Annotated in this window: 12 protein-coding genes; 9 read left to right on the top strand and 3 right to left on the bottom strand. The window is 32.9% G+C overall.

The genetic code is table 11. The features are described 5' to 3' along the window. Positions 1 to 189 precede the first annotated feature (189 nt). A complete protein-coding gene (locus tag HXZ74_RS16020) occupies positions 190 to 444 on the bottom strand; it encodes a hypothetical protein (RefSeq protein WP_181816267.1) in 255 nt (84 codons plus the stop codon). Between the two features lie 211 nt (positions 445 to 655). Then, on the bottom strand, positions 656 to 1,006 hold the full coding sequence (locus HXZ74_RS16015) for a toxin-antitoxin system YwqK family antitoxin (protein WP_286476309.1): 351 nt from the start codon (positions 1,004 to 1,006) through the stop codon (positions 656 to 658). A gap of 409 nt (positions 1,007 to 1,415) precedes the next feature. On the opposite strand from HXZ74_RS16015, the gene HXZ74_RS16010 reads away from it, so the two are divergent. The 4 genes from HXZ74_RS16010 (at position 1,416) to HXZ74_RS15995 (ending at position 5,768) form a co-directional block, all read left to right on the top strand. Beyond that, a complete protein-coding gene (locus HXZ74_RS16010) occupies positions 1,416 to 1,688 on the top strand; it encodes a helix-turn-helix transcriptional regulator (RefSeq protein ID WP_114998579.1) in 273 nt (90 codons plus the stop codon). Between the two features lie 191 nt (positions 1,689 to 1,879). Then, positions 1,880 to 2,593: a DUF6266 family protein gene (locus HXZ74_RS16005; RefSeq protein ID WP_114998581.1), complete on the top strand. Its 714-nt coding sequence runs from the start codon at positions 1,880 to 1,882 to the stop codon at positions 2,591 to 2,593. 126 nt (positions 2,594 to 2,719) lie between these two features. Continuing rightward, positions 2,720 to 3,316, top strand: a complete 597-nt coding sequence (locus HXZ74_RS16000) for a thymidine kinase (protein WP_219034099.1) — start codon at positions 2,720 to 2,722, stop codon at positions 3,314 to 3,316. Continuing rightward, positions 3,303 to 5,768 carry a bifunctional UDP-N-acetylmuramoyl-tripeptide:D-alanyl-D-alanine ligase/alanine racemase gene (locus HXZ74_RS15995; protein ID WP_286476307.1) on the top strand — a complete coding sequence of 822 codons (2,466 nt, stop codon included), beginning with the start codon at positions 3,303 to 3,305 and terminating at the stop codon, positions 5,766 to 5,768. Before HXZ74_RS16000 ends, HXZ74_RS15995 begins: the two co-directional genes overlap by 14 nt. Positions 5,769 to 5,781: 13 nt before the next feature. On the opposite strand, the gene HXZ74_RS15990 is transcribed toward HXZ74_RS15995, so the two are convergent. Beyond that, on the bottom strand, positions 5,782 to 5,940 hold the full coding sequence (locus tag HXZ74_RS15990; RefSeq protein ID WP_286476306.1) for a hypothetical protein: 159 nt from the start codon (positions 5,938 to 5,940) through the stop codon (positions 5,782 to 5,784). Positions 5,941 to 6,055: 115 nt separating this feature from the next. Between HXZ74_RS15990 and HXZ74_RS15985 the strand changes: the two genes are divergently transcribed. From HXZ74_RS15985 to HXZ74_RS15965, 5 genes are all read left to right on the top strand, one after another. Further along, on the top strand, positions 6,056 to 8,260 hold the full coding sequence (locus tag HXZ74_RS15985) for a patatin-like phospholipase family protein (protein WP_286476304.1): 2,205 nt from the start codon (positions 6,056 to 6,058) through the stop codon (positions 8,258 to 8,260). A gap of 4 nt (positions 8,261 to 8,264) precedes the next feature. Beyond that, positions 8,265 to 8,690, top strand: coding sequence for an rRNA maturation RNase YbeY (gene ybeY, locus HXZ74_RS15980; RefSeq protein ID WP_221854019.1), 426 nt, complete (start codon positions 8,265 to 8,267; stop codon positions 8,688 to 8,690). A 54-nt stretch (positions 8,691 to 8,744) separates the two neighbouring features. After that, positions 8,745 to 10,616, top strand: a complete 1,872-nt coding sequence (mnmG, locus tag HXZ74_RS15975) for a tRNA uridine-5-carboxymethylaminomethyl(34) synthesis enzyme MnmG (RefSeq protein WP_286476302.1) — start codon at positions 8,745 to 8,747, stop codon at positions 10,614 to 10,616. 1 nt (position 10,617) lies between these two features. After that, positions 10,618 to 11,511, top strand: a complete 894-nt coding sequence (locus tag HXZ74_RS15970; RefSeq protein WP_052217864.1) for a class I SAM-dependent methyltransferase — start codon at positions 10,618 to 10,620, stop codon at positions 11,509 to 11,511. Positions 11,512 to 11,637: 126 nt separating this feature from the next. Continuing rightward, positions 11,638 to 12,153: a lipocalin family protein gene (locus HXZ74_RS15965; RefSeq protein WP_280045936.1), complete on the top strand. Its 516-nt coding sequence runs from the start codon at positions 11,638 to 11,640 to the stop codon at positions 12,151 to 12,153. The last annotated feature ends 5 nt before the right edge of the window (positions 12,154 to 12,158 follow it).

Here is a 12,158-nt window from a genome sequence, read left to right as displayed (position 1 = left end):
ATTTTTTATTCCTTTCATAATTGTAAGATAAGTATTATATACCTTTTCTTACTCTGGAACTTTCGTTAGGATATCCAGTATAAATAAGTTATTAAAAACCAACAAAAGACAAACCTCGGTCTGCCTTTTATGTTATTGTGAATTTATTTGTAATAATACCTAGTGCAACTACACATCTGATACACTATCCTATCTTGTATCTTTCCAAGGTATATTATTTTTAAAACTTTGAGGAACCGAAATTCTTTTTAATATTATTTTTTCATCTATAATACTATCAGATGTAATACCTCCATAAATAAATAAAGTATCTTCTAAAATAAAATTAAAATCTTTAAAACAATTTTCACATTGGTAGGCAGTATCTTTTGTGTTTTTATCAATCAATACTAGTTGAATTGGAAATATTTTATCAGAATAATTAGAATAAGTATATCCTTCCAAATAAAAATTTTTAGTCTCTATTTTTTTATAAATTAATTTATCATTTTTACAACCTACTAATAAGGTAGTAATAAGGATTAAGTAACAATAACTCTTCATTATTTATAGATTATTTTATTCATAATTAATATATTGTAGAAATACAAAAAAATCCAGAAACACTAACCTATTTATAATATTTCTTGGTTAGTTCCTTTTTTAATCTAACAAATCAAAGGTTTTTACCAACCTCATGTATTTCATCTTCATCCCTAAACTCATAAGTTAAATTGCCATTCTGGTCATACTCATAATTAGCTACATCAACATAATTACCTAATCGAAGTCTCGATTTCTTTAACTGTCCATTTTCATAATAAAGATTTTCCCAACCTCTGTTTTCTCCATTTCTATACTCAGTCTCATAACTAATATTACCATTACTATGATATAAATCTACAGAATAACCAGAAAACAGATTTGTCGTTCCTTTATAAGCCATAATTTCCCCCATAGAATTGTTATCAATCATTTCCAAATCTTCTTCATTTACTCTTATTTTGTGTGGTTCTTTTAAACTCATAATCTTATGTTTTTTTAATAGCCATTGATACTAAGATAAGTAAAATAAATGTACATCTAACTTTCATCAAAGATGAAAAACTATGATAAACTACTGATTACTAAAATCAAAAATTTATCAATTTCTATGTATCTATGTGGTTATTTTATTCAAAAGTTTAAACAAGTACTAACCTTCATCAAAGATGAAAAACGATGAATAAACTACTGATTTCGAAAATCAAAAACTCATCTATTTCTATATATCTATATGGTCATTTATTCAAAAGTTACAACAAACCACTTACGTAATCAATAAAAACACACAAGTATTATTATTTTTAAGGGGGACAATTGGGGGGACAATTCACTTCTTATGTAAAATCAATAAGATAATAGATTAATTTTATATAAGTCTTACAACTTGTACTATGAAGAGTCAACCATTAAACTCAGTAAATTGGTTTCAACAATTAATTGAAGAAATCAACAAAATGCAACAAGCATTCGAAGATGGTAACATTAGTTCTTTAGATTTATACCTAATGGAAGAAAGGGATGTGCTACAATACCTAAAAATTTGTAGAAGCACATTATACAATTATAGGAAAAAGAAAATCTTAAAAGCATACAATTACTTTGGACGCAACGTTTATTTTCGACACGAGGTATACGAAGCAATCCTCAAACAATTAATCAAATAACCAAGAGCCTATCAAGGCTCTTTTTTTCTGCCCAATTTCTCCCTCACAACCACACAAACACCGAACAAACACCGAAGCGTTACGGCACATAACCGAAGAACAACCGAACAGACACCGCAGAAAAGTACAACACTATTCAAAACAGTACACACCCTTCCAAATCATTCCATTTCATTGCAACTTATAAAAAGATGTCAATTCCTGACCTAAATTCACTACAACAATTAAAACCAAGTTTAACTAAAACACACAAAATTATGGGTAAAGTTATTGACAGCATCATTTCAGGTACATCAGGTCGTACAGGACGTATTGTAATTGCAAATGTCAACGGATACGAAATATCTCGTATTCGTCCTAAAAAATCAACCAAAGCTCCATCTCCAAAACAAGCCTTAATCAAAGATCGGTTCAACAAAGCCGTACTCTTTATTGCCAGTTACAGGGAATACGTTAAGGCTTTCTTTGGCACAAAAGTAGGTCTACGATCTACTTACAACGCTGCGATGAGTAACGTAATCAATGCATTTCAATGCGATATGGAAAACTTAGAAATCATTCCCAACTATCACCAAATCCAATTTTCCAAAGGAAAAGGAATCGATCCACAACCACTAGCCATTAGTTCCCCTACACCACTTACTATTGTAATAGAATGGTTGGACAATGGAGCAGGAACCATTGCCGAAACAGACTACATGGTAGCCTTATTTGCAGAAGATAATGATCTAAATGTTGGGACACTATTTTTTCAAACAACAAGCATTCGTGCAGATATATCACATGAATTTACATTATTACCTCGCTACCAAGACAAAGAACTACATGTATGGATGGCATTTGTAAATGCAGACAATTTATTTGCATCAAATTCAGCCTATATAGGCAAAATAAAAGTAAGTTAAGCGCGCTATACATCTACACTAAAGCTCATCTAAAGTTTCAAGATGAGCTTTAATCTACTTTTTACTTCTTTCATCTAATTTATTCCGTAAATTTGTTCTCACATTTTAATCTAAATTATTTGAACTATGTTCCTCGAAAATACCTTTAATCATAACAAAAAAAGTGGATGGATAGAAGTCATCTGTGGCTCAATGTTTTCTGGTAAAACCGAAGAACTTATACGCCGTCTAAAACGTGCCGAATTTGCCAAGCAACGTGTCGAAATCTTCAAACCTACGGTAGATACGCGTTATGCTGACCGTGAAGTAGTTTCACACAATCAAAATTCTATTACATCAACACCTGTTGAGTATTCTTCAGCAATTTTATTATTGGCTGATGATTGCGATGTGGTAGGAATTGATGAGGCACAATTTTTTGATGACGGTATTGTAGACGTGGCCAATCAATTGGCAAACGAAGGCAAACGCGTTATAGTTGCTGGTTTGGATATGGATTTCAAAGGTCGTCCTTTTGGTCCTATGCCCAATTTAATGGCGACTGCCGAGTATGTAACAAAAGTGCATGCAATCTGCGTTCGTACAGGAAATTTAGCCAATTATTCGCACCGAAAAATTGACAGTGATCGCCTTGTAGAGCTTGGCGAAGTACTAGAATACGAACCATTAAGCCGAGTTGCTTTCTGGGAAGAACATAACAAACACAAAGTTGAAAACTTATAATCTAAATCAAATTGCAAGTATCATCAACGGTACTTTGATTGGAAATGGAGACGAAATCATCGATCAAATTTTCTTTGATTCGCGCATGATTGTCAATCCAACTCAGGGAATTTTCTTTGCTTTTCACGGAAATCAAAAAGACGGGCATTTGTATTTGCAAGATGCTTATCAAAGAGGAATTCGAAATTTTGTCGTAGAAAAAGCGTTGACAAATTTGCCTCATGCAAATTTTATCGAGGTCGAAAATCCGCTACTTGCTTTACAAAATTGGGCAAAAATTCATCGCAAACAGTTTAATTTTCCTGTCATCGGAATTACCGGTTCCAATGGAAAAACGATTGTCAAAGAATGGTTGAATCAATTGTTATGGAAAAAATTCTCGATTGTTCGTAGTCCAAAAAGTTACAATTCTCAATTCGGAGCAGCACTTTCTGTTTTGCAAATGGAGGAGAAAAACGATTTGGGTATTTTCGAAGCTGGAATTTCGATGCCAAATGAAATGCAAAATCTCGAAGAAATTATTCAACCTACAATTGGTGTGTTGACAAAAATCGGAGAAGCGCATTTAGAGAATTTCAAAAATCAAGATGAATTGATTCAGGAAAAACTGAAACTATTTTCTCATGTTGATAAATTAGTTTTCAATATCGAAAATGAAAAAGTACATCAAGCTATTCTTGAAAACGCTCATTTAGCACAAATAGATAAATATACTTATGGTTACTCCAATTCTGCCACTGTACAAATCAAGCAAATACAAAGTAATCAGACTAATACACAAATTTCTATTTTACATAATCAAGAAGAATTGACCTATTCGGTTCCTTTTATCGATGATGCTTCGATTAAAAATAGTTTAATTTGCTTAACGACTTTAATCAGTTTAAATATTGATTATAAACAACTTAAAAATGAATTTGGTCAACTTCTACCAATCGAAATGCGTTTGGAAATTAAAGAAGCGATTAATCATTCAATTTTAATTAATGATACCTTCAATTCTGATCTAAATTCATTAAAAATTGGTTTAAATGTACTAAATCAACAACCGCGCGACAAAAAATCGTTGGTGTTGACGGATATTTTACAAAGTAACTTATCTGACCACGATTTATATCAACAAGCAGCCGATTTAGTCAACCCTTATCATTTTGATGAAATAGTGTTGATCGGAGAAAAAATTTCTAAGTTCAAACATTTATTTGAATCCTATGTTCGTTCATTCAACTCGACTGAAGAATTCTTAGAACAGTTCCGTCATCAACATGTCGACAACGAAGCTATTTTATTAAAAGGTGCTCGTCCGTTCAAATTAGAAAAAATCTCGAATGAATTAGAAACACGTTCCAACGATTCTGTTCTCGAAATTAATTTACAACACCTTATCGAGAATATAAATGTGTACCGTTCATTGCTAAAACCTACCACAAAATTGATGTGTATGGTGAAAGCGAATAGTTATGGAACAGGAAGTTTTGAGGTGGCAAATACCTTACAAAATAACGGTGTCGATTTCTTGGGCGTAGCGATTGCAGACGAAGGAAAAGAATTGCGCGAAGCTGGAATTACCGTTCCAATTATCGTCATGAATCCGGAACAAAGTAGTTATTCTACGGTTATCGATTATCAGTTAGAGCCGGAGATCTATAGTTTGCGCGTCTTGAAACTATTCATTCAGAAACTACAAGAAAAACAGATTTCTTCGCCTTATCCAATTCACCTAAAAATGGAAACGGGTATGAATCGTCTTGGTTTTCATGAAGATGATTTCGAAGAGTTAATCGCCATTCTAAAAGATAATTCGCATGTCTATGTTCGCTCAATTTTCACGCATTTAGCAACTGCCGATATGCCAGAAGAGGAAGATTATGCGAGATACCAATTGAATCGTTTTGACAATAGTTATGCAGCAATTACAACTGCGTTAAACATAAAACCAATCAAACATGCACTGAATTCTCCTGGAATTGTCGCCTATGGAGAGCATCAATATGACATGGTTCGTTTAGGAATCGGAATGTATGGCTATTCTGAATATACCGATTTTATGGAGAAATATTTGAAACCTGTTGTGCGTTTCAAAACGGTAATTTCTCAGATTTCAGAGATAGAAAAGGGCGAAACTGTAAGTTACGGTCGTCGCTTTACAGCGGAGCGTCATACCAAAATTGCAACTTTACCTGTTGGTTATGCAGACGGAATTCGTCGTTCACTAGGTTACGGAAAAGGAAAAGTGGGAATTAATGGACATTTGGCTACAATTACTGGAACTATTTGTATGGATATGATGATGGTTGATGTAACTGATATTCCGTGCAAAGAAGGAGATGAAGTAACTATTTTTGGGAACTCACCAACTTTAGCCGACGTTACCGAATGGTTGGGAACAATTCCTTATGAAGTCCTAACTTCGGTTTCCCAACGTATAAAACGCGTTTATTACAAAGAATAATATACTAAAAGAGTTACTGAAAAGTAGCTCTTTTTTTGTAACTTAATCGTATGAAATTTCTTTTGTACATATTTCTCTTTGTCTCATTAACTCCAATATTCTTTTTAGGAATTGTATATGCTCTTGCATTTATTTCATCAACTTTCGGAACAGAAAGTATGGGAAGTTTCATCATTTTAATATCAATAATAGTTCTTTTAATACTTTACTATTCCATCAAAAGTCAAAAATTAAAAAATAACTAAGCATTAAAATCTTTATCTTTATTCCTCAATTTAGATCAATTTATGCGCAGTCTTTTTGCTTTCATTTTCATTATTTCTACCATGACCTTTGCACAAGAAACAAAGAACGATTCAACGCGTCTAAAAGTGGGTGTGGTATTGAGTGGTGGTGGCGCAAAAGGTTATGCACATGTTGGCGCTTTGAAGAAGATTGAAGAAGCAGGTATCAAAATTGATTACATCGGAGGTACAAGTATGGGCGCTATTATCGGTGGATTATATGCGGCTGGATATACGCCTGATGAACTGGAGAAAATTATGCATCAATTAGATATTTCTTCGCTGATTACGCAAAATAAAGATCGTGCAGAAATTCCTTTCTTCGAGAAAGCATACAAAGAAAAATATATCTTAGAATTACCTTTTGATAAGTTCAAATTAACGATTCCTAATGCCATTTCAAAAGGACAAGGTCCACTTGATTTGTTGACTTATTTATTGCGTCCAGTTCATGATATTGATGATTTCAATAAACTTCCGACACCTTTTGTTTGTATCGGAACCGATCTCGAAACTGGAGAAGAAAAAGTCTTTCGTTCAGGATTTTTACCTCGTGTTATTTTGGCTTCGGGCGCTTATCCAACCATGTTAGATCCTGTCACAATTGATGGTAAAATATATGTTGATGGCGGCGTTGTCAACAATTTCCCCGTGAAAGAAGTGAAAGAAATGGGGGCTGATATTATTATCGGTGTCGAATTGGGTGATGGTTTACAAAAACGTGATGATCTAAATTCTGCTATTGATATTTTGAGTCAAATTATGACGATGAGTATCGTTAAAAAAACGGATGAACAAAAGAAACTAGTCGATTTATTGATTAAACCAGAGTTAAAAGAATATGCAGTTACAAGTTTTGACGAAGTAGATTCTATTTACAATCGCGGACTTATTGCATCAGAAAAAGTATATGATCAACTCAAAGAAATTGCAAAAAAACAGCATGCTTCCAATAAAACTCGAAACGAAATTAAACTTGATGATTATGTTTTGGTGAAAGAAATTGAAGTAGAAGGATTGAAGAATTTCAACACAAATCACATCGAAGGTAAGCTAGGGATTCGTACTCCTGAAATTATAAAATATGATGATTTAAAAGCTGGAATTTCGAAATTGTATGCTTCTGGAAACTTCAATAATATTACATATAAAATCTCAGAAATTAACGATGAAGAGAATTTATTGACGTTAAAAGTTCAAGAAAATAAGACCAAACAATCAATCCGTTTTGGATTACATTACGATGATTTATTCAAAACAGGATTACTTTTAAACTTCACTTCAAAGAATTTATTTGTCAAAAACTCGGTGCTTTCTGCTGATGTTGTGGTTGGAGATTATGCGCGATATAACATCAATTTTTTCATTGATAATGGTTATTTACCAAGTATTGGTTTCAACTCTTTTTCGCATTATTTTGACAAAGAAATTGATTTAAGAAACTTCTTTGGTCAAGATAATATCTACAAAAAAGTAAATTATAACTTTAGAGAATACATCAATCAACTCTACATTCAATCAACGATTAAAGAAAAATATGCGATTGGCGTTGGATTGGAGCATCAATACACAAAAGTTTTCACGAATAATTTCATCTCTTCTAACGAAGAATTTCCAGCAAAGTCTGAAGGTTATTATTGGAAAGCGTATGGATATATCAAAGCAGATAATCGAAATAATGCAAATTTTGCGCGTAGTGGTTTAAAATTTGATGGAAGCTTTAAGTATTTGTTTGATTCTAATGTAACTGGATTTGAAAATAACTATTTGTTAGAATCGAGTTTAGAGGCAAATTTTCCGTTAAATAATTTCCTAAGTTACAGATTTACTGCTAACTTTGGAACCTTTTTCAACGATAATGTAACAATGCCTCAGAAGTTTTATATCGGAGGTTATGTTGAACAAGATTTTTTAAATTATACCAAGTTTTATGGGCTTCCTTTTGGCTCTGCGATTGGCGACAATCAATTGCTTTTTGGCTCTCATATCCAAGCTCGAATTTTGAAAAATCATTACACAAGTGTATTTATGAATATTGCAAATATCACAGATAGATTTGAGCAATTAAGTTTAACAGATTACAAATATCTTGGGTATGGCGTTACCTATGGCTACGATAGTCCATTAGGACCTTTAAATTTTATTTGGAGTTATTCGCCTTACACAAAAAAAGGGTTATTTAATTTAAGTTTAGGTTACTGGTTTTAGAACAATGATAGAATTATTTTACGAAACAGATTTTGAGCTAAAAGATGCTCAAACTTGGATAGATTGGATCGTAGAGAGTATGAAGAATGAAGGGAAAACAATAGAAGATTTAAACTATATTTTCTGTGATGACGAATACTTACTTCAAATTAATCGACAATATTTAGACCACGATTATTACACAGATGTTATCGGTTTCGATAATTCTATTGAAGACGAATTGATGGGTGATATTTTTATTAGCGTCGAACGAATCAAAGATAATGCAGAGCAAAATGGTGTTTCTTTTGAGAACGAGTTGGCTCGTGTTGTTATCCACGGAATATTACATTTTGCTGGTTATATGGACAAAGAACCAGATGACAAAGAATTGATGACTGCTAAAGAAAATCAATATTTAGAAACGTTTAGTAGCTATCTAAATCAATAATGTTCCACGTGGAACATTTATTATTTTAACAAGAAAAATAAGTTTACAAATCAAATGATATTTCAATCAGAATATGATGTAATTGTAGTTGGTGGTGGTCATGCAGGTGCAGAAGCAACAGCGGCAGCAGCCAATTTAGGAGCAAAAACGCTTCTTGTTACAATGAACTTACAAACAATCGGACAAATGTCTTGTAATCCTGCTATGGGAGGAATTGCAAAAGGACAAATTGTTCGCGAGATTGACGCTTTAGGCGGATACTCTGGTATTATTACCGACAAAACTGCAATTCAATTCAAGATGCTGAATCAATCAAAAGGTCCAGCGATGTGGTCACCACGTGCGCAATCAGACCGTATGCGTTTTGCAGAAGAATGGCGTTTATCTTTAGAGAGAACAGAGAATGTTGATTTCTTTCAAGATATGGTTAAAAATTTAATCATTGAAAATGGTAAAGTTTGTGGAGTAATTACAGCGATGGGAATGAAAATTCGTTCTAAATCTGTTGTTCTTACAAATGGTACTTTCTTGAATGGTTTGATTCATATCGGAGAAAAACAATTTGGAGGTGGACGTATGGGTGAATCTGCTGCTTTCGGAATTACGGAACAATTAGTTGATTTAGGTTTCGAAGCTGGACGAATGAAAACAGGAACTCCTCCTCGTGTAGATGGTCGTTCCATCGATTATACAAAAATGGTTGAGCAACCTGGAGATGAAAATCCTTCAAAATTCTCTTACACAAATACGCCAAAATTAACGAAACAACGTTCTTGTTGGATTACCTATACGAATCAAGAAGTTCACGATCTATTGCGCGAAGGTTTTGATCGTTCTCCAATGTTTAACGGAATAATCAAATCAACTGGACCAAGATATTGTCCATCTATCGAAGATAAAATTAATCGTTTTGCAGACAAAGATCGTCATCAGATTTTCGCAGAACCGGAAGGTTGGCACACCATGGAATTCTATATAAATGGATTCTCTACATCTTTGCCAGATGATATTCAAGCAAGAGCTTTACGTTCTGTTCCAGGTTTTGAAAATGCGAAAATTTTGCGTCCTGGATATGCCATCGAATATGATTATTTTCCACCAACACAATTAAAACATACGTTAGAAACTAAACTAATTGATAACTTATATTGCGCTGGTCAAATTAACGGGACAACAGGTTATGAAGAAGCTGCTTCTCAAGGTTTGATGGCGGGTATAAATGCTGTGTTGAAAATTCAAGGAAAAGATCCATTTATCTTAAATCGTAATGAAGCCTATATAGGAGTTTTAATCGACGATTTAATTACAAAAGGTACAGAAGAACCATATCGTATGTTTACGTCTCGTGCAGAATATCGTATCTTATTGAGACAAGATAATGCAGATGAACGTTTGACACGAAAAAGTTTTGAACTAGGTTTAGCCTCAGAAGATCGTTTGAGAAGAATGGAAGAAAAATTTGACAAAGCTGAAAAGCTTGTTAATTATTTCGAAGAAAATTCAATCAAGCCACAAGAGATAAATGATGTAATTGAAGAGCGCGAAGGAACACCTTTGAAACAACCAAACAAAATGATTTCGGTTATTTCTCGTCCTGAATTAAAGCTTTCTGATTTCACAAAATTGAATCGTGTGAAAGAGTTTATTGAAACAAATGAATACGATCAAGAAGAATTAGAGCAAACAGAAATTCAGATCAAATACAAAGGTTATATCAAGAAAGAACAACAGAATGCAGATAAATTGCATCGTTTGGAAAATCTAAAAATTCCAGCTGATATAGATTATCATGTTTTTGGATCGATGTCGATAGAAGCTCGTCAAAAATTAACAAAAATAAAACCTGCAACGGTAGCACAAGCATCAAGAATTAGTGGTGTATCGCCAGCAGATATAAGTGTATTATTAATTTACATGGGAAGATAATATGGAAAATGTTCCACGTGAAACATCTCAAGAAAATCCTTCAAAAGAAGGATTTTCTGGTATTAAGAAATTAGATTTAAAAGATTATTTTTTAACAGGAGAAAAATTTGAGATTTACGAAGATTCAGAAACCGAAGTTTTGTACACTCTCCCCCAGCCTATCGAAAATTTAGGAAAGTATTACGAAAGTAAAAATTACATTTCCCATACCGATGGAAAGAAATCTATTTTCGAACGTTTTTATCAAATGGCAAAATCAATCAATCTAAATAATAAATTAGAATTGATTAATAAAGTTGGCAATGGTAAAAAGATTCTAGATTATGGTTGTGGTGTTGGAGATTTTTTAGAGCATCTACAAAAAAATGGTTATGATGTTTTGGGAATGGAACCAAATGATTCGGCAAGACGAATTGCTCAATCAAAAGTTGGAATAGAAAAAGTTACTTCTACAGAATTAGAACAGAATACAGAAAAGTATGATGTGATTACCTTGTGGCATGTTCTAGAACATATCCCTAATCTGAAAGAAATAATTACAGAACTAAAGAAACATTTAACAAAAAGTGGTATCTTAGTAGTAGCTGTCCCGAACCACCAATCGTATGATGCTAAATATTATGGTGAATATTGGGCGGCTTATGATGTACCTCGTCATTTATGGCATTTCACAGAAACCAGCATGCGAAAGTTATTTAGCAACTTTGGTATGAAAATTGAATCTATCCACCCGATGAAATTAGATTCATTTTATGTGAGTCTACTATCTGAAAAATATAAAGGTAATAAGTTAGGTTTTATCAATGCGCTTAGAATTGGTTTGAAGTCTAATACTCAAGCTAAAAAAACAGGTCAATATTCGTCTTTAATCTATATTATTAAAGCTGAAAATTAAAATAAGCGTTTTTAAAGAATGATTATCTAATCAGACGTATTAGGAATCGTTTTTTTTCTAAAACTTTATTAAATCTAATTTATAAAAGCCGTTTTTTAAGATTAATAATAGATAAAATAAATAGCTATGAAAAAAAGTATTTTATTATTTGGGATATGCGCTTCAGCATTTTTAACTTCTTGTGCATCTACAACCGTTGCAAAACAAGAAATACAAACAGGTAAAGAAGTAAGAGGTGCATGGACTTTGACAAATGTAGACTACCAAGGTTTAACAACAAACGAGGTACAAGGTAATGTAAAAATTACTGATGCAGTTGCGAAAGTTTTTGACACAGCAAATCCAGAATGTTATGAAGGTTCTACTTGGAACTTGGTTCAAAACAACAAAAAAGGAACTTACACTTTCAATAATGCAGGTGGAGATTGTCCTTCAGGAACGGCTAACATTATTTGGGATTTACAACAAGATGGTTCTACAACTTATTTCATCTTCAAAGATGTTACAGGAATCAAAGCGAAACAAAATACAGCAGGATATAAAATGCGTGTAGATTATGTTGATGCAAATTCGATGAAATTGGTACAAGATATCAATGCAAACGGAAAAATTGCTCAAGTTATTTATAATTTCCAACGTTAAAAATA

Source organism: Empedobacter sp. R750 (assembly GCF_030324345.1).
Lineage (GTDB): Bacteria > Bacteroidota > Bacteroidia > Flavobacteriales > Weeksellaceae > Empedobacter > Empedobacter falsenii_C.
The sequence above is the reverse complement of the archived record's forward strand: the minus strand, read 5'-3'. Positions and strand labels throughout refer to the sequence as shown.

What these genes read in the sequence shown, in the direction of transcription:
- HXZ74_RS16015 (WP_286476309.1), bottom strand. Translation starts at nt 1,006, where the DNA reads ATGAGTTTAAAAGAACCACACAAAATAAGAGTAAATGAAGAAGATTTG.
- HXZ74_RS16010 (WP_114998579.1), top strand. Translation starts at nt 1,416, where the DNA reads ATGAAGAGTCAACCATTAAACTCAGTAAATTGGTTTCAACAATTAATT.
- HXZ74_RS16005 (WP_114998581.1), top strand. Translation starts at nt 1,880, where the DNA reads ATGTCAATTCCTGACCTAAATTCACTACAACAATTAAAACCAAGTTTA.
- HXZ74_RS16000 (WP_219034099.1), top strand. Translation starts at nt 2,720, where the DNA reads ATGTTCCTCGAAAATACCTTTAATCATAACAAAAAAAGTGGATGGATA.
- HXZ74_RS15990 (WP_286476306.1), bottom strand. Translation starts at nt 5,940, where the DNA reads ATGAAACTTCCCATACTTTCTGTTCCGAAAGTTGATGAAATAAATGCA.
- HXZ74_RS15985 (WP_286476304.1), top strand. Translation starts at nt 6,056, where the DNA reads ATGCGCAGTCTTTTTGCTTTCATTTTCATTATTTCTACCATGACCTTT.
- ybeY (WP_221854019.1), top strand. Translation starts at nt 8,265, where the DNA reads ATGATAGAATTATTTTACGAAACAGATTTTGAGCTAAAAGATGCTCAA.
- mnmG (WP_286476302.1), top strand. Translation starts at nt 8,745, where the DNA reads ATGATATTTCAATCAGAATATGATGTAATTGTAGTTGGTGGTGGTCAT.
- HXZ74_RS15970 (WP_052217864.1), top strand. Translation starts at nt 10,618, where the DNA reads ATGGAAAATGTTCCACGTGAAACATCTCAAGAAAATCCTTCAAAAGAA.
- HXZ74_RS15965 (WP_280045936.1), top strand. Translation starts at nt 11,638, where the DNA reads ATGAAAAAAAGTATTTTATTATTTGGGATATGCGCTTCAGCATTTTTA.